This window comes from Paraburkholderia megapolitana (assembly GCF_007556815.1).
GTDB classification, from domain to species: domain Bacteria; phylum Pseudomonadota; class Gammaproteobacteria; order Burkholderiales; family Burkholderiaceae; genus Paraburkholderia; species Paraburkholderia megapolitana.
This window is the reverse complement of sequence record NZ_CP041743.1, coordinates 1928182-1950403: the sequence shown is the minus strand read 5'-3', so window position 1 is coordinate 1950403 and position 22222 is coordinate 1928182. Positions and strand designations below refer to the sequence as shown.

22 protein-coding genes are annotated in these 22222 nt (G+C 59.0%); 8 read left to right on the top strand and 14 right to left on the bottom strand.

Annotated features, from left to right (window positions below; genetic code table 11):
* Positions 1–54: 54 nt before the first annotated feature.
* Positions 55–1287 carry a YbfB/YjiJ family MFS transporter gene (locus FNZ07_RS08180; RefSeq protein ID WP_170275694.1) on the bottom strand — a complete coding sequence of 411 codons (1233 nt, stop codon included), beginning with the start codon at positions 1285–1287 and terminating at the stop codon, positions 55–57.
* Positions 1288–1311: 24 nt separating this feature from the next.
* A complete protein-coding gene (locus FNZ07_RS08175; RefSeq protein ID WP_091015369.1) occupies positions 1312–2064 on the bottom strand; it encodes an SDR family NAD(P)-dependent oxidoreductase in 753 nt (250 codons plus the stop codon).
* Positions 2065–2108: 44 nt separating this feature from the next.
* Here FNZ07_RS08175 and FNZ07_RS08170 point away from each other — a divergent pair, with 44 nt between their 5' ends.
* Positions 2109–2798, top strand: coding sequence for a TetR/AcrR family transcriptional regulator (locus FNZ07_RS08170; RefSeq protein ID WP_211367805.1), 690 nt, complete (start codon positions 2109–2111; stop codon positions 2796–2798).
* Positions 2799–2804: 6 nt separating this feature from the next.
* Here FNZ07_RS08170 and FNZ07_RS34470 read toward each other — a convergent pair whose 3' ends face one another.
* On the bottom strand, positions 2805–3173 hold the full coding sequence (locus tag FNZ07_RS34470; protein ID WP_091015363.1) for a LysR substrate-binding domain-containing protein: 369 nt from the start codon (positions 3171–3173) through the stop codon (positions 2805–2807).
* Between the two features lie 270 nt (positions 3174–3443).
* On the opposite strand from FNZ07_RS34470, the gene FNZ07_RS08160 reads away from it, so the two are divergent.
* Entirely contained in the window at positions 3444–4796 is a 1353-nt protein-coding gene (locus FNZ07_RS08160; protein ID WP_091015360.1) for an MFS transporter, read from the top strand.
* Here the strand turns inward: FNZ07_RS08160 and FNZ07_RS08155 are convergent.
* On the bottom strand, positions 4781–5716 hold the full coding sequence (locus tag FNZ07_RS08155) for an AraC family transcriptional regulator (RefSeq protein WP_170275693.1): 936 nt from the start codon (positions 5714–5716) through the stop codon (positions 4781–4783). The genes FNZ07_RS08160 and FNZ07_RS08155 overlap by 16 nt on opposite strands.
* Before the next feature lie 165 nt (positions 5717–5881).
* The gene (locus FNZ07_RS08150; RefSeq protein WP_091015355.1) at positions 5882–6826 is read right to left on the bottom strand and encodes an SDR family NAD(P)-dependent oxidoreductase; all 945 of its coding nucleotides are present in this window, start codon (positions 6824–6826) and stop codon (positions 5882–5884) included.
* A gap of 297 nt (positions 6827–7123) precedes the next feature.
* Between FNZ07_RS08150 and FNZ07_RS08145 the strand changes: the two genes are divergently transcribed.
* Both FNZ07_RS08145 and FNZ07_RS08140 read left to right on the top strand, forming a co-directional pair.
* On the top strand, positions 7124–8206 hold the full coding sequence (locus tag FNZ07_RS08145) for a porin (protein WP_091015353.1): 1083 nt from the start codon (positions 7124–7126) through the stop codon (positions 8204–8206).
* 76 nt (positions 8207–8282) lie between these two features.
* Positions 8283–9854: an alpha/beta hydrolase gene (locus FNZ07_RS08140; RefSeq protein WP_091015350.1), complete on the top strand. Its 1572-nt coding sequence runs from the start codon at positions 8283–8285 to the stop codon at positions 9852–9854.
* A 60-nt stretch (positions 9855–9914) separates the two neighbouring features.
* Here the strand turns inward: FNZ07_RS08140 and FNZ07_RS08135 are convergent, their stop codons facing one another.
* The 6 genes from FNZ07_RS08135 to gtdA all read right to left on the bottom strand — a co-directional run bounded on the left by FNZ07_RS08135 (position 9915) and on the right by gtdA (position 15931).
* Positions 9915–10529: a hypothetical protein gene (locus FNZ07_RS08135; protein WP_143098115.1), complete on the bottom strand. Its 615-nt coding sequence runs from the start codon at positions 10527–10529 to the stop codon at positions 9915–9917.
* Between the two features lie 240 nt (positions 10530–10769).
* Positions 10770–11639 (bottom strand): alpha/beta hydrolase, encoded by an 870-nt coding sequence (locus FNZ07_RS08130; protein WP_091015345.1) that lies wholly within the window; start codon positions 11637–11639, stop codon positions 10770–10772.
* A 54-nt stretch (positions 11640–11693) separates the two neighbouring features.
* Positions 11694–13481, bottom strand: a complete 1788-nt coding sequence (locus tag FNZ07_RS08125) for an FAD-dependent oxidoreductase (protein WP_091015343.1) — start codon at positions 13479–13481, stop codon at positions 11694–11696.
* Between the two features lie 36 nt (positions 13482–13517).
* On the bottom strand, positions 13518–14195 hold the full coding sequence (locus FNZ07_RS08120; protein WP_091015340.1) for a 4-carboxy-4-hydroxy-2-oxoadipate aldolase/oxaloacetate decarboxylase: 678 nt from the start codon (positions 14193–14195) through the stop codon (positions 13518–13520).
* A 31-nt stretch (positions 14196–14226) separates the two neighbouring features.
* Complete coding sequence (locus FNZ07_RS08115; protein WP_091015339.1) at positions 14227–14928, bottom strand: fumarylacetoacetate hydrolase family protein; 702 nt, start codon at positions 14926–14928, stop codon at positions 14227–14229.
* Positions 14921–15931 carry a gentisate 1,2-dioxygenase gene (gene gtdA / locus FNZ07_RS08110; RefSeq protein WP_245811616.1) on the bottom strand — a complete coding sequence of 337 codons (1011 nt, stop codon included), beginning with the start codon at positions 15929–15931 and terminating at the stop codon, positions 14921–14923. Before gtdA ends, FNZ07_RS08115 begins: the two co-directional genes overlap by 8 nt.
* 208 nt (positions 15932–16139) lie before the next feature.
* On the opposite strand from gtdA, the gene FNZ07_RS08105 reads away from it, so the two are divergent.
* Both FNZ07_RS08105 and FNZ07_RS08100 read left to right on the top strand, forming a co-directional pair.
* Complete coding sequence (locus tag FNZ07_RS08105; RefSeq protein WP_091015336.1) at positions 16140–16937, top strand: IclR family transcriptional regulator; 798 nt, start codon at positions 16140–16142, stop codon at positions 16935–16937.
* 235 nt (positions 16938–17172) lie between these two features.
* Positions 17173–18213, top strand: a complete 1041-nt coding sequence (locus FNZ07_RS08100) for an amidohydrolase family protein (protein WP_245811584.1) — start codon at positions 17173–17175, stop codon at positions 18211–18213.
* 9 nt (positions 18214–18222) lie between these two features.
* Here the strand turns inward: FNZ07_RS08100 and FNZ07_RS08095 are convergent, their stop codons facing one another.
* Complete coding sequence (locus FNZ07_RS08095) at positions 18223–19200, bottom strand: NADP-dependent oxidoreductase (protein WP_091015333.1); 978 nt, start codon at positions 19198–19200, stop codon at positions 18223–18225.
* Between the two features lie 148 nt (positions 19201–19348).
* On the opposite strand from FNZ07_RS08095, the gene FNZ07_RS08090 reads away from it, so the two are divergent.
* The gene (locus FNZ07_RS08090; protein WP_245811583.1) at positions 19349–19900 is read left to right on the top strand and encodes a TetR family transcriptional regulator; all 552 of its coding nucleotides are present in this window, start codon (positions 19349–19351) and stop codon (positions 19898–19900) included.
* A gap of 1 nt (position 19901) precedes the next feature.
* Here the strand turns inward: FNZ07_RS08090 and FNZ07_RS08085 are convergent, their stop codons facing one another.
* Both FNZ07_RS08085 and FNZ07_RS08080 read right to left on the bottom strand, forming a co-directional pair.
* Positions 19902–20159, bottom strand: a complete 258-nt coding sequence (locus FNZ07_RS08085) for a hypothetical protein (protein ID WP_091015329.1) — start codon at positions 20157–20159, stop codon at positions 19902–19904.
* A gap of 337 nt (positions 20160–20496) precedes the next feature.
* Positions 20497–21111 (bottom strand): FMN-dependent NADH-azoreductase, encoded by a 615-nt coding sequence (locus FNZ07_RS08080; RefSeq protein WP_091015879.1) that lies wholly within the window; start codon positions 21109–21111, stop codon positions 20497–20499.
* A gap of 174 nt (positions 21112–21285) precedes the next feature.
* On the opposite strand from FNZ07_RS08080, the gene FNZ07_RS08075 reads away from it, so the two are divergent.
* On the top strand, positions 21286–22221 hold the full coding sequence (locus tag FNZ07_RS08075) for a LysR family transcriptional regulator (RefSeq protein ID WP_091015326.1): 936 nt from the start codon (positions 21286–21288) through the stop codon (positions 22219–22221).
* Position 22222: the final 1 nt, after the last annotated feature.

The window sequence follows — 22222 nt, the reverse complement described above, 5'->3', positions numbered from 1 at the left end:
GGGCAGGCTATCGGTCTTGTTGCTACTGATGCGCTTTCACCGCAGCTCACGCCATCAAGACGCCTCGGGTTCCGGCTGGAACGCCGCTGCGATGACAGACAGCGTCAGAATACCGACCGAAAGCCACAGGCCCGCACGAATGCCCGAAGGTCCATCGGAAAGCGCGCCGCTCAGTATCGGACCGATGCACTGACCCACGCCGAACGCGACGGTCAGTGCTGCGATGGCGGCAGTCCATGCGTGAGGTTGTGCGGCCCTGCGCGCAAAACTGGTCACAGCGGCAACGACCGCAAGAAACGAACCGCCGAACAGAACCGCCGACAGGTAGGCACCTGCGGCAGTGGGCCAGATGAGCGGAAGCACGGCACCGACGGCAACCATGGCGACCGTCGCGGCCGTCCCCCAGCCGCCTTTCAGATGACCAAGAACGGGGCCCCAGGCGAACGCAGCAACGATTGCGGCAAGGCCGAGGACCGACCAGAAAGTCGTGATGCCATAGCTGTTGAAACCGACGTTGCTACGCAGGTACGCAACGATGAAAGTGGCATAGGTGATATACCCTGCGCCGTAAAGACAGTACGACAGCAGCTTGCACACCATGAACTTCACGGACCAGCCACCGCGCGCCCTGGTGGCGTGATGCGCTGGCTCGGGCGTGCGGCTCAGCACAAGCCATCCGTAGATCGTCGCGAGTAGCGACAGGCCACCCAACGCGAGCCAGCCCCCTCGCCAGCCGGTTGCCGATAGCAGCGGCGGAATGGTGAGCGCCGAGGCCATCACGCCTAATCCGGCACCAGCAAAGTACACACCGAGAACAGTCGGCGCGCGAGACTTGCTCCCCCCCGCGGCAGCCGCAGAGGTCAGACCCGCACCCGCAACGAATGCCAGCGCACCCGTTACGCCCGTCAAGGTTCTCAGCACGAGCAGCAACGTGAAATGCGAAGTCATGCCAGTTGCACCAACGCATAACGCTGTTAAGAGCAGTCCAATCGCAAACACGCGCTTGTTGCCGATCCAGCGGCCGAGCGGTGCGGTAATCAGTGCTCCAGCCAGATAGCCCGCAGCGTTGGCCGTATTCATCGCCCCTGCGTCGGCAAAGCTCCAGCCGAGCTCCGCGCGCATCAGAGGAAGCAATAGCGCGTAAGCAAAGCGCGATAGTCCGAGCGCCACCGCCGGCCCCATCGCGAGACCAACTACGACCCAGAGAGGCGTCAGCGCGGCATCAGCGGTGGAAAAATCCGCTTGCCCCGCACGGCTCACCGATGACGAATGCGTTTTCTCACTCAATCTGACGCTCCTGGTGGCCATACTTTAAACCTGCGCAAAGCCACCGTCAGCCTGAATGTCGGCTCCGTTGATATAGCTGGCCGCATCGGAAGCAAGAAAAGCCACGATCGCGCCCATCTCATCTGCTTCGCCCGCGCGCCCCAACGGAACCGCGCCGACGATGTTCTTCATGTAAGCGTCCTTAGCCGCTTCGTCGACAAAGGTGGCCTTCACCAAAGGCGTCATGATCGGTCCTGGACTGATGGTGTTGACACGGATGCGACGCGCCTTGAGCTCCGTGGCCCATGTCCGCGCAAAGCTGCGAATCGCGGCCTTGGTCGCGGAATAGACCGTGCGCGCGGGCAAACCCTTCTGTGCCGTCGCGGACGACACCAGGATGATCGATGCTCCATCGCTCAGCAACGGTAGAGCCTGCTGAACCGTATAAATGACGCCCTTGAAATTGATCGCGAGCTGGGAATCGATGCCCTCTTCGGTAATCGAACCGAGTGCTTCTCGCGTCTGAACGCCGGCGTTCGCCACCACGATATCTACTTTGCCTTTCGCGACACGAACTGCTTCGTAGACGCGATCCAGCTCGGCCTGTCGGGACACGTCGGCCCGCAGCGCCACCACATCGCCGCCAATTTCGGCGACCGCTGCATCGAGTATCGACTGACGCCGACCTACGATAAACACGGAAGCCCCCTCTTCAACCATCCGCTTCGCGGAGGCCAGCCCGATACCTTCGCCACCTCCGGTAATGACAGCAATTTTGCCTTGCAGAGATGCGCCCATCGAACACTCCAATTCTGTGATGATCGACATATAACCATGAGTGAATGGACGAAGCAAGCGAATTATGTAATGATCGGCACAGATCATTGGAATGGATTGGTATGGCACGACCTCGCGATTTTGAAGAAGAAGAGGTGCTCGATCGGGCGATGGAGGTGTTCTGGCGCCGTGGCTACGACGGCGCCTCCATGGCCGAGCTGACGAAGGCCATGGAGCTGAGCTCACCCAGCATTTATGCTGCGTTCGGCAGCAAACGCGGCCTCTTCGATGCGGTACTCACCCGGTACCGCGAACGACGTGCTGGACACCGGCAGCATTTGCTCGGTGACGCCACTGCTCGCGAAGTGGCCGAGCGATTTTTATTCGGTGCAATCGAATGGCTCGTCGATCCAGACGAGCCTCGCGGGTGTTTGCTGATTCAGGCCGGAACGGCGATCGGAGTAGACAACGAAGATGTGCCGCGCGCCATCGTCACCCTGCGCGGCAGGACGAAGGAGTTGCTGACCGAACGGCTCGCGCGTGCGCAACGGGAGGGGTATCTCGCCGAGTCCGAAGATCCCGCGGCGCTCGCCCGTTATCTGCTCATGGTGTTCAATGGTCTGGCTCTGCAGGCAGCGGAGGGTATGTCGAAGGCGGAACTCACTGACTCCGCCGAACGCGCGTTGATGAGTTGGCCCGCTCGGCCTCGCCGCAAGTCTGTTGCGGGTTCAACAAGGCGCAAAGTTAAACAGTAACCGCGCTTAAGTGACGCTCCGCGACCTCGCGCGCTTTTTCGCGGGTGGAGCGTTATTTCGTCGCGCGGGTTTGCTCGAAGCGCGATGACCTTCCACTTCTCGCAAGACATCGATAAAAGCCCTTAACGCGGCCGGTACGAGACGGTTGCCCGGATAGTAGAGGTGCTGACCGGAAATAGGCGGTGTCCATTCCTTCAAGACGCACACAAGATGGCCGCTATCGATCTTGTCTTGCGCCGTCTCCGCCCAGACATACGCGAGCCCTATCCCTTTCACTGCTGCGTCGACCATCAGACCGACGTTGTCTAACGTGATCGGCCCCGATACCTCGATCTTCAGCGGCTGCCCATGTCGTTCGAACTCCCATCGATACATCTTTCCACTGGGTAACCGAAAGCGGACGCATCGATGTTTGCCGGCCGCCGCCGACGATTGGCCGATTTCAAGAAAAATTTGGCCGACCTTGCCAATGACCGGGTCTCCGGTTTGAAAGACACTTACTCCAATTTTGGGTGGTTAAATATGACCATTCAAAGATCACAGGAACATGCAGATTGCATTCTCCCAGCCTCCTCGGCTGGAGACACTTCTGCACGGACGACCAGATTCAAATAACTACATAAATCCACGTGATGGAGAGAGACAATGAACCACCTGGAGTCCGTGAGCAGCGGAAAATCCACCACTGATACTCCGTCGGCAACCGACACGCTATTTGCAAAGATTGCCTGGCGTATCGTTCCGCTGCTTTTCCTCTGCTACGTGTACGCGTACGTCGATCGCGTCAACGTCGGCATGGCGCAGCTGCAGATGAAACAGACGCTGCCGTTTGGCGACCTGTCGTACAGCATCGGCGCAAGCATCTTCTTCGTCGGCTATCTGCTTTTCGAAGTGCCCAGCAATCTGATGCTGGAAAAAATCGGTGCGCGCAAGACGATGCTTCGCATCATGCTCGGCTGGGGCGCCGTCAGTACCTGCCTGATGTTCGTGCGAAGCGAACCCGTGTTCTATGCGTTGCGCTTCCTGCTCGGTGCGTTCGAAGCGGGTTTCTTTCCGGGCGTGATCCTGTACCTGACGTACTGGTTTCCCGCCCAGCGCCGCGGCTCGATCATTTCGATCTTTCTTGCCGCGCCGGTCCTTTCGCTTCTCGCGATGACACCGCTGAGCGGTGCGATCTTGCGAGGCCTCGACGGTATCGCAGGTCTGCACGGCTGGCAGTGGTTGTTTCTGATCAGCGGCCTGCCGGCGGTTCTGCTTGGCATCGTGACGTTCTTTGCACTCAGCGACCGGCCGGAACAAGTGGCCTGGTTGACCGACAGTGAGAAGAACATATTGCGCAAGCAGCTCGATTCCGAAACAACCGGTGTCAGCACTGCCGCGCATACGTCGATCAAGGCGTTGCTGTGCGACCCCAAGGTCTACGTACTGTCGCTCGTCTATCTGCTGTTCATCGGCTGTGTGTACTCGATGATCTTCTGGACGCCCACGCTCATCAAGGGTTGGGGTATCGACAATCTGTTCTGGGTGGGCATCTATTCGGCAATTCCGTATCTATGCGGCATTGTCGGCATGACGCTGTTCGGTCGGCATTCCGATCGCACCCGCGAACGGCGCTGGCACTTCACAGGCGCAGCCGCCCTTTCCGCCGCGGGCCTGGGCATCACGATCGTCGCGCACGGTTCTTTCGCTGTGTCGCTGCTTGGGCTCTGCGTGATGACGACTGGCATGGTCACGCTCACGCCCGTGTTCTTTACGGCCGTAAGCGAATATGTGCCAAAGAAAACGGCCGCTGCGGGTATCGCGTTGATCAGCAGTCTCGGGAATCTCGGCCCAAGCGTGATTCCGCCTGCGCTCGTCTGGGTGAACGGCAGGACCGGCGCACCTTATACGAGCCTTGGTTTGATCATCGCGATGCTGTTGTTGTCGGGCGGACTGCTGCTGATCGCGCTTCGGCCCGCACACATAGCGCGTACCACTGCGGCTTACGAATCGACCTGACGTATCCCCGTGTCGCGCCGGTACGCACCCGGCGCCACGCCTGTCCAGCTACGGAACGCGCGATAGAACGACGGGATATCGCCGAAGCCGAGTCCTTCGGCAATTTCCGAAATCGGGTCCTCCGTTTGTGTGAGCCGATGGATTGCAAGGTCGCGCCGCAGTGCGTCCTTGACCTCCTTGACGGACATGCCCTCCTGTTCCAGTCGACGGCAAAGCGTTCGCAGGGACATGTTCAGCGTTTTGGCGATGTCGGGGACTTTCATCGAACCCACGCCGCCTTCGAGCAGGCAGGTCCGCACCTGATGCGCCACCGGTTGCCTGACGGAGGGCGAGCATAGCCAGTCGCGTGGCTGACGGGAAAGGAACGTTCTGAGGTCGCGTTCGGTGCGATGGAATTGCAGGTCCAGTAGCGACGCATCGAACGTCATCGTCGTCATCGGGCAATCGAAGTTCAGCGGCCCTGGAAACAAGCTGTAGAGATCGTCCAGATAGGTCGGTGCGGGGAACGAGAAGTTGACCGCCATCAACGGAATGTTTCGACCGATCAACCAGGAACCGACACCGTGAAATACCTTTAGCGTGAGCTCCAGACCCATCGGCCGGCATCGTCGCGGCCCGTCCGGTTCGCGTAACGCGATCGATGCGAGCCCGTCGTTTCGCGAGATCAGGACTTCGAAGTCGTCGCTGAGCATTTTGAGCAGACGGGAATAGCGATGCAGTGCGATGCCCGTGGTCGGCGCCGCGATGATGCTGTACCCCCCAAACTTCATCGTGCCGCCCGGCATGGGTCGGGACAGGAGGCCGAGCAGCTCGTCGTTTCTTGCGCTCGCCATCAGCCGGTATAGCGTCGCGAACTGGTCCTCGGTGACGCGTCCGGTGCTGGACGTCAAGGTATCGGCAGCGATGCCTACCTGTTCCATCAACCGTTGCTGCGTCGGGAGATCCGTGCCCGTTTCGCTGAAGAACGCTTGCAGAAAACGGGACGACAATGTCAGGCAGAGTGACTCGCTGGATGGGCGCATATCGCCTGTATACACCATTCCCCTAACAACACGCCACGTCTGGCCTCCAGCGTTCCGGACGATCTATAACACCGTCGGCGACGGGCCGATCGAGGCCCGCCGGTTCGACGCGGCCACGGCCTGCTCGGTCTCGTTGTTCCCTTGCACGTTGCCCGCTTCGGGAACGATCGAACCATTGCGATCGGTGACACGATCGAGCAGACCGGCGAGCCGCTCCGGTACGTCGATACCTACCCCGACGTGCAAGCCCTCCGTGAGCGTGATATGCGCGGCCTCGAACGTCCCCGCTCCCGCACAGAGAATGGTGCGCGTCGGCGCGCTTTCGTGAGCGAGTACCAGCATCGCGGGGACCACGGCTTCGGGCGACAGCATGTCGGCGAGATTGTCCTGGATCAATCCTTCGGTCATCCGGGTCGCCGCCGTCGGTGCGAGCGCATTGACATGGATGTTGTACTTCTTTCCTTCGATCGAGAGCGTCTGCATCAGGCCGACCAGCGCCATTTTCGCGGCGGCGTAGTTGGACTGCCCGAAATTGCCGTACAGACCCGACGATGACGTCGTCATCACGATACGGCCATAGCGTTGCTGCTGCATGATGTCCCACACCGCTTTCGTGCAATTGACCGAGCCCATCAGATGCACGTCCATCACGAGGCGAAAGTCGTCCAGCTCCATCTTCGCGAACGTCCTGTCGCGCAGGATGCCCGCATTGTTGATGAGCACATCGACGCGGCCCCATCGACTCATCGTGTCGGCGACCATCTTTTGCATCGCGTCGAAATCGGTAACGGACGCTTTATTGGCGATGGCCTCGCCGCCCGCGTGCCGAATCTCGTCGACGACCTGCTGAGCCGCGGTTGTAGTGAGGCCGGACCCGTCGCGCGAAACGGCCGGATCGTTGACGACCACCTTTGCACCACGCGCAGCCAGCGCCAATGCATGCTGCCTGCCGAGTCCGCCGCCGGCGCCGGTCACGATTGCAACGCGTTCCTTGAAGTCGATGCTCATTGTCTGGATTTCTCTCTGTCCGGGTCAGTGCTGATCAGTGCGGGTGAGTGGTAAAGACGATGTGAAAAATTACCCTGCACGAAAGGCTTGATTTCGCGCACGGCAAATTCTCCATGTGTTTATTTCCGGGGTCAGCGAGGGGTTTCCCGAGGTTTGTATTGATTGGCGCATTTTGAAAAAAGTTTGGCGAATCGTGCCAATGACGAGGTATCCGATCTGACTGATACTCGCCCCGAGACAATTCCGGCACAGGAATTTCTTTGGTCAAAAAATCAAATAGAAATGGAGACTTCAACGATGAACTCACATCGCCGCATTGCTGGCGCGGTTGTGCTTTGCACGTCGCTTGCCGGCGTCGGAACGGCCGCTCATGCGCAGGGCAGCGTGACGCTCTACGGCATTGTCGATAGCGGAATTTTATATACCAGCAAAACGCTTAACCCAGCTACCGGACAGAATGCCGGTCACCAGCTGTCGGTGATCACTGGAGGTTTGAGTCCGTCGGTCTTTGGCCTGAAGGGAACGGAAGATCTTGGAGGTGGATTCCATGCAATCTTCAACCTTGAGAGCGGTATCAACCTCGCTAACGGCGGCGTTGCCGATTCGAACGGCAATTTCTTCGGACGCCAGGCATGGGTCGGCCTGACGAGCGACATGGGTACGGTCAAAGCGGGCCTGCAATATTCGCCATTTGCGTTGTCGCTGATTGCCAGCGATCCGCGCAACGTGTCCTTTTTCGGCAGCGGCGTCCCCATCTATATCGGTGGGGTGTTCGTGACCGGCATCTTCAATTCGAATGCCATTTCGTACTCAAGCCCAACCATTGCGGGTCTGCAAGGCAGTGCAATGCTCGCCCTGGGAGGAACCGCGGGTGACTTTCAGGCTGGCCGGCAGTACTCGGCGAGGCTGAGCTACAAGCTCGGTCAACTCGTGATCGATGCGGCGATGTACAGCGGGAACCCTGGCGGTACGGCCGCGTCGACACCCACGCCGAGCACGGTCGCGTTCTCCGGTCGCACCATCGGCGCCAGCTATCGCTTCGACAGCCTTACGGTGAGACTCCTGTTCGTCAATTACAAGATCGCTGGGTCTTTCGACAATCGCGTATATGGCGGCGGGTTCAGTTATGAAGTCACGCCCACCGTGAATGTCGACGCAGGCGTGTGGGCCACCAGCGACGGCAACGACACCAGCAATCATTCGATCATGGCGGCGACCGGCCTGACCTACAGTCTTTCCAAATCGACCGCCTGTTATGGCCAGTTCGGTTTCGTCAACAACCACGGAGCGATGAACACCGGGTTGTCCACGAACGGCGCGCTCATGGGCGTGCGAGGATCGACCCTCGGTGCGGACGTTGGCATTCGCCATCTGTTCTAACCGCTCCAACTTTCGATGTGGGCACACGCGTATCTATCGATGATATCCGCCGGTCAATAAAAACAGGAGACAACGTATGTCCGTAAAAATCTTTCAAGCGACAAGTGCTGCGCTCGTGGTTGCCCTGATCGTATCGGCATGCGGAGGCAGTGTCGGTAGCTCTACGTCGCCCACTTCATCGCCTGTCGCTTCGTCGGCCGCTGCGGAAGGCTCGCTGCTGAATAGCCCGCCGCCGCGTACCGCTTCCCTGAGCGCGGCCGCTTTCACCGCTGTGCTGCAATCGAGTCTGTCCGGTTTGAGCCTGCTGCAAATGGCCGGCGGTACGCTGGCCTGTGGTGTCGACGTGCACTACGTGCAGTACGCTACCGTGGGCGGCGCCGGCGAAGCCACGACGGCATCGGGCGTGCTGATGGTGCCGACCGGCAGTGGGCCGAACTGCACAGGTCCTCGCCCGGTCGTGGAATATGCACACGGCACCAACATCACGAAAAGCTATAACCTCGCCGCCATCACCGATCCCACCAATCAGGCTTACCCCGAAGCGCTTCCTCTCGCCGCGCTGTATGCCGCGCAGGGCTACGTCGTCGTGGCGCCTAACTACGCCGGCTACGACAGCTCGGCGCTCGCATATCACCCGTACCTGAACGCGAATCAGCAATCGAAGGACATGATCGATGCGTTGAGTGCCGCAAAGGCCGCGTTGCCGTTGCTTGCCTCGCCCACTACGGCTAGCGGCAAGCTGTTTCTAACCGGTTACTCGCAGGGCGGTTATGTTGCGATGGCGACCGCGCGCGCGATGCAGGCGGCCGGTACACCCGTCACCGCCTCGGCGTTTCTGTCGGGGCCTTACGCGTTAGCAGCGATGGCGGACCAGGTGTTTGAAGGCGAAGTGGACATCGGTGCCAATGCGTTCTTTCCGATGATCCTGACCAGCTACCAGAAGGCATACGGCAACATCTATTCGTCACCCTCGGACGTCTACGAAAGCGCTTATGCGAGCGGTATCGAAACGCTGTTACCTGGTCCGTACAACTTCACGACGGTTACTTTGAGCGGCAAGCTGCCAAGTGCGCTGTTCAGCAGCACGCCACCCGCCGGGCCAGCCGCGCTCCAACCCACGCTTGACGCCATGTCACCGCCTACGGGTACCGGCGCGACCGATGCGATATTCGCACTCGGCTTTGGCGCGAACAATCTGATCCGCAATGACACACGGCTCGACTATCTGCTCGACGCTTTCGCCAATCCGGACGGGGTGGCACCGAAGCTCACGACGGGTGCGCCGGCAGCGTCCCCGCAGAATCCGCTTCGCATCGCGTTGAAGAAGAACGACCTGCGTGGCTGGACACCGACCTCGCCGGTGCTGTTGTGCGGCGGTCATCAGGATCCTGTCGTGTACTTCGCCACTAATGCCGACGTGATGAAACAGCAATGGGCCGGGCTCGGTTCGCTCGTGACGGAGCTTGACGTCGATTCCGCACCTGCGTCGGACGGTTTCAACACAGCCCGGCAGGTTTTCCTGACCGCAGAGGCGGCGACCGCTGCGAGTGGCGGCGCCATTGCGGTGATCGGGGCTTACCACTCTCCGCTGGTGTTCGATGGGTGCATGTCCGCTGCCGCTACCTTTTTTTCGGGTCACAGGAGCTGACGGGCGTATGGATGACGAGTTGGGATGGCAACTGATACCCCGTGAACATCCCTACTCGCATCAATCCCTCAGTCCAGTTGTCTCCACGCAAACGCCCGTCGCCGGGACACGGAGAATTCGATGCAGATTTTTCAGCAGGCCATATACCGCGTGATAGGCAGAAGACGGCGGCCTGTCGTAAGCGAGTCCGGCCTCCGTGTAGGTCGCTGCTTCGAGCAACACGACACGCGCTATGGCAATGCTGCGATCTGAAATCCTTCTTCTTGCGTTTGCCTTTCTCCGGCCGATGGTAGCCAACGCTTCGAATTCCTCGAATGTCAGCTTCGGCAGGTCGGAGTATCTGCAAGCACCAACGTTCCTCCGTTCGGTCTTCCCCGCCCCACCTTCTCCCAGGCACACCGGCGGCTGAACGGTCGGGTCCTGTATTGCAAAGTGCATCAAGGTCTTGACTGCTCGTCGCGCTCCACCTTCCGATGTCGCACCTTGTGCGAATGACGCCTGCTTGTACGTCACACCCTCGATCATTACAGCACGCGCCATCGCGACATCGTCATCTGACATGACGTTCCAGGATTTTCCATATGCTCGTGCGATTCGCACCAGTTCGTCGAACTCATTGGGCGTGACTCGAGGAAGATCCCGATAGGGCATTGACTTGCCAATATTGCTATCCATGGGGTGTACGAAGCAAAGTGATCGATTCTCTTAAGGCGCTCCTACGCCCGTGTCGAAAATCTGTAGGGTTATCCAGGTCGGAGAAAAACACTTCTTGCAACCTCACTTATGAGGAAGCCCGTTCGCTTTTCTCCGTGAAACTATCACGACGCAATGTCTAACGTCATTGTCATGTTGCGCCATGTCATTCTCAGAATCGACCATCTGGACGCCCCAGCCAAATCAAGATCACCTATAACACTATCGTTCATTGATGAATGCGAGAATCTCGTTTCCATAGCTGTCGTCATCGCTTCCAAAACTCAGGACATTGGAAACGTGATTATGGCCCTCTAGATAGACGATCTTTGGCATCTTGCCTCGTTGATTCGCAATTGCCTCTGCAAGACGAAGCGTTGGAATCGCAAGAAATGGAGGATCGAATTCCGAATAGCTCAGGAGCAACGGTACGTCGGCGTTTCCGACGTGCCGCAACACCCCTCGGCTGTCATAACAGGACTCGTCTTCGCCGTAGTAGAGCGCGAAGCCCGGGGGCATCGGCCGTACGCTCAGGTCATAAACTCCGCTGGCGAGAACCGCGCGCGTAGCCAGAAGCGTTTCTTTGCGAACCTCGGGATGAAACAGATAGCTGGCAACATGCGCTGCTCCCGCCGATTGCCCGAACAGCGTGAGGTTCTCGGGATCTCCACCCAGGCCCTGCGCATGCGCGTGTATCCAGTTGATTGCATCACGAACATCGTGCCCACCCGCAGGCCACTGAAATCCAGGTGCAAGCCGATAATTCATCACGAAGGTCAACACTCCGCGTTGTGCGAACCACCGACCGATGTTGCCATAAAATATTTCATCTATTTTCTTGTCACCGGAGACAAAGCCGCCTCCGGGAACGAACAGCAAAACGGGCGCGTGTCTCGCACCAAGGCAACCGTAAACGTCCATCTTCTGACGCGGATGATCCCCGTACGCGACATCGGGCGAAAGCGGCAAGTCATGTGTGCTGGCTGCGACGCAGGGAGCATAGAGTGCTCTTGTACGCGCGTTGATGTCCTGATCGAAAACCGCACCGAGTCTGGCAATTTCTCGCTTTATGGAAGTCATTGCATCGATCACTCACTACTCCGGCAGTAAAGTTCAGGCGCATAACGTCACCCATGATTCACAAACCTATACGTCACTGAGTTCTTTAGCACGATGCCGCTTGCCGATTTTCTCGATGTCGGACTTGATGAGCAATGCAGTCAATTTCGAGTAGAAGCGCGACATCGTAAATGTGCCACCCGACACGAAGAAGCCCGGCTGCCCGGTGCGTGTCCACATGCCCTGCATTTCATTGTCTGGCCCTAACCCCCAGATCGGACCAACCCGCTGCGCAACCTCTGGGCCGAACATGGCAGCAACCGCATCCTGGAGCGGACGATAACCGGTACCGAGCACAATCAGATCAGCTTCGAGGACGGTGCCGTCGGAAAGCTCCACCTCCCGCGGGCCAAGCTGCTTCACGCCGACTCCCGCTTTCAGCTTGATCTTGCCTTCGATAATGAGTTCGGAAGCCCCTACATCCAGATAGTATCCACCGAGGTAACGCACCAGTTTCATGAAAAAACCGGTGTCGTCTTCGCCGTTGTCGAGCAAAAAGCCAACCTCCGCCAGTCTTCGAAGCAGTTCCTCGTCGCCCTTCGCCATCACCTTGCTTAAGGGGCCGTGCGCTCTGCGTAAAAGATCGAATGGAATGGCGGCGACCATGAGGTCGGTGTCTTCAATGGGGCGGATGCCTTCGTCCCGGCGAAACGCGGCATAAGCTAGCGCGGCCTGCTCGACACTGACCACAGTGACGGACGAACGCTGCACCAGTGTCGGCTTTCCGCCGCGCAGATACACGTCCTGAGCGATATCGTGAGCGCTGGTACCCGCGCCCACCACGACGACGGATTCCCCCGACACGTCGACCGCGCTATTGAAGCGGCTCGAGTGAATGAGATCGCCCTGAAAGCGATTTTGCCCCGCGAACTCCGGAATATTGGGGATGCCACTCACGCCGATCGCCATGACGACATGCGACGGACGCATGCTTCGGATGCTCCCATCAGGCATCTTCAGACGAACATCCCAATGACCGGATGATTCGTCATAGCTACCGTCGAGAAACGTCGTGCGGTTCCAGACATTCAACTCCATCGCCTCGGCATAAAACTCGAGCCACCCGGCAAGCTTGTCTTTGGGAAGGAAGAGCGGCCAGCTAGCGGGAAACGGAAGATAGGGGAGATGATTGCAGGAGATCTCATTGTGAAGCGTGAGCGAATGGTAGCGTGAGCGCCAGTTGTCGCCGACCCGTTCAGAACGGTCGATGACCAGGGTGTCTACATTCAGGTGACGAAGCCGGGCAGCAACCGTCAATCCCGAATGACCGGCACCGATCACCAGAACCTGCGGATTGCGGTCTGCATAAGCCTGCTCGTATCTCCGTCTGTCGAGCCAGTTGGCCGTAGCCCCTGGGCCTGAGCGATGCGTATCGCAATCCCGGTTCACAAGTGATTGTTCTGGAAAGCCCTTGATCTCCTGCACGCTTGTCAACAACGTAAGGGCGCGCCGCTGACCCGACATCAAGCGGAGATATCCGCGTCCAGTGATCGTATCGGTTTCATATCGAATGAACCTGCCGGAGACTCCGCCCACACCCGGAATCGTCTCCACCTGCACGTCCCCTTCAGCCGCAATCTTTAGCGCAATTTCATCGCCGCCCTGCCCTGCGAGCATGTCCCGTATCGCTGCGTGACCCTGCGCTGTCTGGATCCGCTCATCGAAGGTCAGCATGTCGCGCCAATATCCCTCTTCGACAAAGAGCGACGCAACGCTGTTGTAGTCTTTCTCCGCAATCGCTGCATTGAAGGACGCGCACCACTCATCGAAAACATCGTACTGCTCGCATACGGAAACGACTTCGGTGATCATCATTGTTCCTTTGAACTCATTCCGGAATTCGATTGCCGGTCACTCGTATTGAAGACCTTTGTCGGCAAGTACCTGACGCATCTGGTAAATATCGAGTCCAAGCTCGCCCGCGGCAAGCCGCGCGCGCTTCGCCTCTTCGTTCTTCTCTCTCGCGCGAGCGGCCGCGAGAACCGAAGTCGCCATCGCGCGCTTCACAACACATATGCCATCGTCGTCCGCAACGATGACATCTCCCGCATCGATGGATACGCCGGCGCAGACGACTGGAATGTTGACCGAGCCCAAGGTGGCTTTCACCGTACCCTGCGCCGAGATCGTTTTAGACCAGACTGGAAATCCCATAGCCGCAAGATCACGAACGTCGCGCACGCCCGCATCGATCACTAGCCCCCGGCACCCACGCGCGAGTGCCGATGTTGCCAGCAGATCGCCAAAGTAGCCGTCATCGCTGGGACTGGTTGGCGCGAGCACGAGTACGTCGGTGGGCTGGAGAACTTCGATCGCCACATGAATCATCCAGTTGTCCCCCGGTGGCGCCGAAATGGTGATGGCGGATCCGGCAATGCGCGCGCCCGGATAGATCGGTCTGATGCGGCTTGATAACAAGCCGGTACGTCCCTGGGCCTCGTGAACGGTCGCGACGCCCGCCGTGGCCAGGCCGTCGATCACGTCTGGCCCGGCACGCTCAATATGTCGGATTACCCGGTGAATCGTCATGTAGCTTTCATCCTTACGAGCGCAAAACGACTTATGCCGCAACGATGGCAACACGGATGGAGCCGATGCCGTCCAGTTCGCCGATAACCTCATCGCCGGCAGCCATTGGACCTACACCTGCCGGTGTTCCAGTAAAGATTAGATCGCCGGCTTGAAGCGCGTATTGCCTTGAGAGCTGGCTCACGATCTCAGCCGGATTCCAGATCATCTCGGCAAGATCGCCCCGCTGGCGAAGCTGCCCGTTGACGTGAAGCGATATGACGCCACTGCCCGGCAGTGGTTCACCGTTCAACGGAACGATGGCGGCGATCGGCGCGGAATGGTCGAAGGATTTGCCGATCTCCCATGGCCGCCCCGCTTGTCGTGCCTCAACCTGCAAGTCGCGCCGGGTCAGGTCAATGCCGACCGTCAACCCGAATATGTGCCCAGCCGCTTCCTCGACCTCGATGTCGGTACCCCCACGCCCGATTGCGAGAACCAGTTCGATCTCGTGCTGGAAATCGACCGTACCCGACGGGTAGCGGATCGCGGCGCCGTCTTCTACGATCGAATCGGCAGGCTTCTGAAAGAAGAACGGTTTCTGCCGTTCATCACCGCCCATTTCGCGCACGTGCTCCGCATAGTTTCGGCCGACGCAATATATTCTGTGAACCGGAAAACGCTTGTCACTGCCCTTGATCGCCACGCTACTCACATGAGGAGGAGCGAACACATAGTCTTCTGTCTTAACCATTTCCACGCACTTCCCTAAAGATGTCGAGCTTTTCCTGAATGACACGGTCCGAGTAACTGAACAGCACTGCGTCCTCATCGGCCAGCAATGTGAAAGGGACCCAGCTTGGGACGACGAAGTGGTCTTTAGGCCCAAACCGGAAACGCACATTGCCAACAGTTGCGTCGCCCTTGCCTTCAACGACTGAGAACACGGTACCCGCGGTGCTCCTGTAGGGTTCGGTCGAGAATCCTTTGGGTACCAGCTGGATTGCAGTCGTGAGCGTCGGCATTGCCGGGCCGCCGGTGACGGGATTGATATAGACCATCTTGAACGCATGACAACTGTCGAGGTCCCGCGCACGGCTCAGCCGATCGAGTGCTTCCCTGCTAACGCGATAGGGATAGCTGAAAAGCGGCGACGTCTGTGAGGCCACCTTGTAATCGACTGGCAGCAAGTTGCAACCGGCCTCGGCGAACGATGCCCCCGGTTCGCGCGTCACCGGGTGCTCCCTGCCCGCGTAGTTCTCCCGGAAGCTTGCGCTCAGGATGTTGACGACATGCATGTCCAGGCCGTCGAGCCATACCATCGGCTTATCCGAATGATTGCCGTGATCGTGCCATGTCCAGGATGGCGTGATAACGAAGTCGCCCACCTCCATGACTGTTTTCTCGCCCGCTACGGCCGTATAGGCTCCGCTTCCTTCAACGATGAAACGCAACGCCGAGGCGACATGCCGGTGGGCCGGCGCCACCTCGCCGGGCAGGATGATCTGGAGTCCTGCGAAGAGGCTCGGTGTGATGCGGGACTGACCGGGTAAGCCTGGATTCTCAAGAACCAGCACGCGGCGCTCCGCCTCGTCGGTTGAGATGAGGTCACAAGCCTCCGCAAGATAGGGTCGTACGGCGGCATAGTCCCAATGAGCTGGAATCGCCCCCGACCTGGGCTCGTCAGTAACGAGGCCGTGAAGCACGCGCCAGAGCGGCGCCAGATTTTGCGTCCGGGCTTTCTCATAGAAAGCCATCCGCCCCACTTCAGCCTCTCGACTCACTGTCGGAACGAGGCCATCGGTGGTTTCGCTGGTCGTGACCATCATATCGATTTGGTTCCTGTATGAGAACATATTCTCATTTATATACACATCGACTGAGTGAGTCAAGCGATCGTCGCCTGGCATCGACGGGATGTACCGAGGGAGATAAGATGCAGGCGATTCCCTTGGACGAACGTAAATGGCAACTGAGAAAAACGCGCAGGTAAAGTCCGCCGATCGAGTCCTCGACCTCTTCGAGCTTCTGTCGCGGTCGAGCCGGGGTATATCTCATAGCGATATCGCTGACCGGCTCGGCATTCCGAAAAGCAGCCTCAGCCCGCTACTACGCAACATGGTGTCGAGGGGCTACGTGATAGCCGGCGCGGACGGGCGCTCATATCAGCTTGGACCGCAGTTGCTGCAGCTCGTGAGAGCCGGACGAATAGCAATTGATCTCGCGAAAGAGGCCGAGATTTTCCTTCAGCATGCGACCCGCGAAGTTGCGGAAAGCAGTGCTTTCAACCAGTTTCAGGGCGATCAACTTGAGGTCGTTGCGACGGTCCTGGGCCCCCATCGGCTTGTCACGCACATGAAAGTGGGAGACGTCGCGCCGCTCTACGTTACGTCGGGTGGCAAAGCGATGCTCGCGTTGATGCCGGACGAGTTTCAGAAGGAATACTTTCGTCGGGTGCGATTTCAGGCATGGACAGAATCGACCATCGTCAGACGCGCAGACCTTGAAAAACAGCTAGCCGAGATCAGACAAACCGGGATCGCCTATTCGCTTGAGGAATGGACACCCGGCATTGTGGGCGTAGGCGTTGCCGTGGTCGGGCCGGACCAGTGGCCGGTCGGCGCCGTGAACTTCGCCATACCGGCCGCCCGCTTCGACGAGGCGTTGCGACAACGCGCCGAGCGTGCTTTGCGACGATGCGCTGCCGATATGCAGCGCCTCTTCTCCGACTCCGACTCACTTCCGGCCAGCACGGACGAGTAAGCCGCTGCAGGCGGCAAGCGATCTCGTAGCGTTGCAAGGAAGAGCAATACATCGCGTCGTGCGCACCGCGACAAGCAACATCTCCATCCAACTAAATATTGTGCGCATACTAGAACTTGTTCTACTATGCGCACATCGTTGTTGCCTCATCCTTGAGGCAACAACCGGTGGCCGGCATCTCCTGCCCCTGTGCTTTGTCAGCCATCGCTCAGCCAACCACACCAGGACGTCTACTGTGACCTCTACCGTGATCCCCAAGATCGACATCTTCAATCACGTGATACCCGCTGGATACCTGGCGGCGATAAAGCAGTGTTACAAGGACGGCGGACTCGTCAAGCGGTTGACCAATCTGCGCATGCTCTGGGACATCGACGCGCGAGCCGGAATGCTGGATCAGTGGCCCGAAGTTCAGCAGGTGCTGACGCTGGCAAGCCCTCCGCCGGAGGTGCTCGGTGGCCCATCGCAATCGCCTGGATTCGCGCGGATTGCGAACGATGGCATGGCCGACATCGTTCGCCGTTATCCTCGCAAGTTCCCCGCATTCGTCGCGGCGGTGCCTATGAATAACGTTCCGGAGGCCTTACGCGAAATGGATCGGGCAATTGGCCGTCTCGGTGCGCGTGGCATCGAGATCAAGACCAGTGTGAATGGGCGCCCCCTCGATGACCCGGAGTTCTACCCTGTGTTCGAGCACGCGAGCAAAGTACATGGCGTGCCTGTCTGGATGCATCCCATCCGGCCAGAGAGTTTTACCGACTACCCCTCGGAGTCGAAGTCCCGTTACGAGATCTGGCAGGTGATGGGTTGGCCATTCGAGACTACCGCCGCGATGGCGCGAATGGTTTTCTCTGGTTTGTTCGATCGCCTGCCGGAATTGAAGGTCATCACGCATCACTGTGGCGGTATGCTGCCGTTCTTCGCCGGAAGAGCGGAAACGCTATGGGCTCAGCTCGGCTCACGAACCGCGGGCGAGGACTATAGCCAGGTCTTGAAAGGCTTGAAGCGTCCGTTCATGGAATATTTCCGGATGTTTTACGGCGACACGGTTCTAGGCGGCTCGGCCTCTGCGCTGCGCTGCGGTTTAGACTTCTTCGGACCCGACAATGTCGTGTTCGCCAGCGATTGCCCCTTCGATCCCGAAGGGGGCCCCATGTTCATTCGCGAAGGCATTCACTCGATTGAAGGCTTGAATCTGCCGGACGACGTCAAGCGCAAGATCTACGTGGAAAATGCCGAGAAGCTTCTCAAGATCAAAGCGTTCATCACAAGCTAGTCAAGCAGCTCAGTTGCCCGGCATCAGAACGAGCTTGCCGCGGGCACGACCGGCCAGACTGATATCGAGCGCCTCGCGCCAGTCTTCGAGAGCAAAGGTCCGCGCGACCGGTATGAAGAAACGTCCCTCGGCCGCCAGCCGCCCGTGCTCACCGAGCGCATCCCAGCGAAGCTTGAAGCCGCCTTCCGCTTTGACGTTCTCCGCACCGGTCCGCACACCGGTTTTCGCCGCACCGTCGAAGTCGGCGATCGTGATGACGCGCGTGGTGTCTCCGCCAGCGATCTCCACCAGGTCGGGCAGCGCGCCCGCAGAACCCGCTTTCAGGTTGACCGGCGCCACATCGATGAGAACATCGGGTGCTTCACCGACGAGCGCGCGGACCCGCTCTACCATTCCGTCACCGTGCGCCGCGACTAGTGCGCCCATGTCACGCAGACGATCCGCGAAGGTCTCGCCGGCCGTCGCGATAACTCGCGCACCATGCATAACAGCCATCTGGACCGCGGCAAAACCCACCATCGTGCCGCCTCCATTGATGAGAACAGTCTGCCCTTTCTTGAGACCCGACCAGGCAAGGTAGCGGGCCGCCGTTTCGACGACCATCGGCAGCGCCGCTGCATCGACGTGCGACAGCCCGTCGGGAAGTCGATCCCAGTGGTAGAGGACGGCGTAATCGGCCGCGCCTGCGCTCGGGTAATTCTTGAAGTCGGCTGGACCAAATACGGCGTCGCCTATGGCGACGTCGGAAACGCCGTCCCCTATAGCCGTGACGACTCCCGATACATCGAGTCCTATGCCACGTGGCAACGCCTGGGCGGACAGCCCCCGGCAGAGCGCCCAGTCGGCCGGGTTCAGTCCACAGGCATGCACGCGCACCGCCACGCACCCTGCATTGGGCACGGGTATCTGCGCCTCCTCGAGCCGAAGTACGTCAGCAGGCTCGCCATAGTCGTGAAAGCGGATCGTTCTCATCTTCTCAGCGCTCATATATTCTCCGGGCGTCTACGAGATCCGAAGGCGCGTTGCTTAAATGCCTTAGATCCGCTACAGTCGGTCGACACCATATTTTATGTCAGTGACTGTCAGTAAACATACGGTTTATGTCAGTGACTGTCAACAGGAGCGTTCGCGAGCCGTGCCAAAAGATCGAGGAGACGTGCGTCGCCGCATGCAGGAGGCTGCTCTCGAGCTATTCCACGAGAAGGGCTATGACGGGACTACTGCCGCAGAAATCGCCGCGCGCGCCGGCGTCACGGAGCGCACCTTCTTCCGCTATTTCCCGGACAAGCGCGAAGTGCTGTTCAACGAGGCCGCGTTGCATGCCGGCCTGAGCACCGCGATTGCCGAGGCGCCGCCCACGCTAGGTCCACTCGAGGTCGTGGTGTGGGCGTTTCAGTCGCTTGCGCCGATGTTCGAAGAGAACCTGCCGTTCGCCGAGCTGGGGCAAGCGGTGATCGCGCAGACGCCCGCACTGCAGGAGCGTCAACTCGCCAAATCGGCGGCGATCACACAGACGATCGCCGAGGCGCTTCAACTTCGCGGGATCGAGCCTGGAATTGCACGCCTCGCCTCGGCGACGGGGATGGCTGTCACCGGGCATGGCTTGCAAGCGTGGGTTCTGGAGCCGTCATCGCCGCTCGTCGAACATCTTGAGAAGGCGCTGCGAGCGTTGCGGGGGTTATCTTGACTTACTCCGCATCGATCGTCGGCACCCATTCAATACCTTCAGCGAACCACGCTTCCAGTTCTTTCGCGACCTCGGGTAACGTTTCTCTCACTGCCTGGAAGAAGATGTCCTGCAACAGGTAACTCGTTTCGAGTCTGTAAAGACAGTCCTTCCTGGCGAGCGTCCATAACGCCATCACTGCGACCAGTTGCTCGATTGAATATTGCTGCGTCTGGTCACCATATCTGGCGTTATCGGCGGCGAGCTCTTCTGCTTCCACCTCAATGAGGTTTGGCTGGGTACAGTTCACCCACCTGACTGAACTGTTCGCACCGGCACTAAGACATGGAAACGACAGTCGCACGCATTGAGCGGTAGCGTGACATGCGCCGCGACTCTGGGGAGACTGACATCGGGAATGTCCAGGAGGATGCTGGATGCTAATTGCTCGAACGGCCGGACGATTGCCACATCGAGACGTTCAGTTAACCTATATATCGTTAGCTTGATTAGCGAACGCGCGACGACTTCGATCTGGTCCAGACGCAGCGAACATGCGCCGCCATCAAGCGGCGCACCTCAGGTCAACCACCGATGACGCTAAAGCGAAAGTACCGTTACGCCGCCGCGAACTCCCCGATCAACCGACGGCTTCCGCTCAACGCAGCCTCAACCGCTGACTCGCCCATGGCCAAGCCTTCGGCGCGAATGACGGTGACGTCCGTCAAGCCGATAAATCCGAGTGCGGCACGGAGGTAGGCTTCCTGGAAATCCATGGACTGCGCCGGCCCTTCGCTATATACCCCGCCGCGGGCGATAAACAGATACACTTTCTTCCCTGTAACCTTGCCTGCAGGGCCTGCGTCGGAATAACTGAATGTCACGCCAACCCGGATGACATGGTCGATCCAGGCCTTCAGTGTGGAACTGATCGAGAAGTTGTACATGGGTACGCCCAACACAATGATGTCGGCGCCAAGCAGTTCGGCAACCAGTGCATCGGACAACTGCACGGTCTCAGCTTGCTCCAGCGAACGTTGCTCCAGTGGCGTAAAGAATGCCCCCATCATCTGTTCGGTCAGATGCGGAACGGGAACGACCGCCAGGTCGCGCTCGATAACGATGTCGCCAGGATGTGAAGCTTTCCGCTGGCTTAGAAATTCGGCCGCCAACTGCCGGGACGTAGAGCCTGTGCTGCGAACGCTGCTGCTGATATGAAGAATAGTCGCCATGATTGATAAATCTAGAAGAGTTAAGTGCGGAATGAAATTAGCCGCTTCGAATAGCCACGCGGATAATTCGATTGATGTGGCAGAAGCGCTGGCACGCATGAATCCTATGTGCGACAGCCGTTATCGACTAGACCGTAGAAACGGATTGCACTCGTCCATGACTGGAGGTAATTCATGGTGGATCTGAACGACATCGCGTTGTTCGTCCAGGTGGTGCGTGCCGGAAGCTTTGCTGAAGCAGCACGTCGCGTGGGCATACCGGCAAACACGGCAAGCCGGCGCGTGCAGGAACTCGAACGCGACCTCGGCATACGTCTATTGCAGCGCTCAACGCGTCGACTCACGCTGACCGACGCCGGCCAGACTTTCTTTACGAGGTGTGTCGATCAGATCGAGGCGTTGACGCAATCGGCCCTTGACCTTGCCGAAGGCAGCGAGGTGCCCCGAGGAAAGGTTCGTGTCGCCGCAGTGGCTGATTTTCTCAACTGGTTTTCAGTTGCCTTTGTAGCCGAATTCCTCGCAACCTATCCCAAGGTTCAGCTTGAATTCGTTTTGAGCGACATGCGGGCAGATCTGCTTGGCGAAGGCATCGATATCGCATTCAGGGCCGGCAAGGAGATCGAGCCACATGTGGTCGCACGTCAGATGGGGTGGGGCCATTACACGCTCGTAGCAAGTCCGGCCTATATCGACGCGCGCGGCATACCCGATTCACCTGCTGCGTTGTCGAAGCACGATTGCATTACGTGGCCGACAGGTCCGTCCGGTTTCGTAACCTGGCAACTCGAGGGTCCCGAAGGTGAGGTCGAGATTTCGGTGACCGGAAGATTCCATGCGAATAACGCGCAGGCCCATATCAATGCCGCTCTCGCCGGACTCGGTATTGCTCTGGTGCCGACAGCGATGGCCATCGCGCAGATCGACTCGGGTCGATTGCAAAGGGTGCTGCCCGAGTTCGATCTGCGCGTCGGTTTCTATGCCGTCTACCTTAGCCGGCGACAGTTGCCCCGGGCCGTGAGTACTTTCATCGACTTCGTCATAAAGAAAATGCTCGATCAAGGGATGATTCCGCCTCTTCCCGTTGCCGGGCAAGGCAGCGAACAGCATTAAG

Coding starts and splice junctions, on each gene's coding strand:
- FNZ07_RS08095 (WP_091015333.1), bottom strand. CDS start 19,200: ATGAGCGCTGAGAAGATGAGAACGATCCGCTTTCACGACTATGGCGAG.
- FNZ07_RS08145 (WP_091015353.1), top strand. CDS start 7,124: ATGAACTCACATCGCCGCATTGCTGGCGCGGTTGTGCTTTGCACGTCG.
- FNZ07_RS08125 (WP_091015343.1), bottom strand. CDS start 13,481: ATGATGATCACCGAAGTCGTTTCCGTATGCGAGCAGTACGATGTTTTC.
- FNZ07_RS34470 (WP_091015363.1), bottom strand. CDS start 3,173: ATGTATCGATGGGAGTTCGAACGACATGGGCAGCCGCTGAAGATCGAG.
- FNZ07_RS08155 (WP_170275693.1), bottom strand. CDS start 5,716: ATGGAACAGGTAGGCATCGCTGCCGATACCTTGACGTCCAGCACCGGA.
- FNZ07_RS08105 (WP_091015336.1), top strand. CDS start 16,140: ATGGCAACTGAGAAAAACGCGCAGGTAAAGTCCGCCGATCGAGTCCTC.
- FNZ07_RS08175 (WP_091015369.1), bottom strand. CDS start 2,064: ATGGGCGCATCTCTGCAAGGCAAAATTGCTGTCATTACCGGAGGTGGC.
- FNZ07_RS08115 (WP_091015339.1), bottom strand. CDS start 14,928: ATGGTTAAGACAGAAGACTATGTGTTCGCTCCTCCTCATGTGAGTAGC.
- FNZ07_RS08075 (WP_091015326.1), top strand. CDS start 21,286: ATGGTGGATCTGAACGACATCGCGTTGTTCGTCCAGGTGGTGCGTGCC.
- FNZ07_RS08080 (WP_091015879.1), bottom strand. CDS start 21,111: ATGGCGACTATTCTTCATATCAGCAGCAGCGTTCGCAGCACAGGCTCT.
- FNZ07_RS08170 (WP_211367805.1), top strand. CDS start 2,109: ATGGACGAAGCAAGCGAATTATGTAATGATCGGCACAGATCATTGGAA.
- FNZ07_RS08120 (WP_091015340.1), bottom strand. CDS start 14,195: ATGACGATTCACCGGGTAATCCGACATATTGAGCGTGCCGGGCCAGAC.
- FNZ07_RS08135 (WP_143098115.1), bottom strand. CDS start 10,529: ATGGATAGCAATATTGGCAAGTCAATGCCCTATCGGGATCTTCCTCGA.
- FNZ07_RS08160 (WP_091015360.1), top strand. CDS start 3,444: ATGAACCACCTGGAGTCCGTGAGCAGCGGAAAATCCACCACTGATACT.
- FNZ07_RS08150 (WP_091015355.1), bottom strand. CDS start 6,826: ATGAGCATCGACTTCAAGGAACGCGTTGCAATCGTGACCGGCGCCGGC.
- gtdA (WP_245811616.1), bottom strand. CDS start 15,931: ATGGCTTTCTATGAGAAAGCCCGGACGCAAAATCTGGCGCCGCTCTGG.
- FNZ07_RS08140 (WP_091015350.1), top strand. CDS start 8,283: ATGTCCGTAAAAATCTTTCAAGCGACAAGTGCTGCGCTCGTGGTTGCC.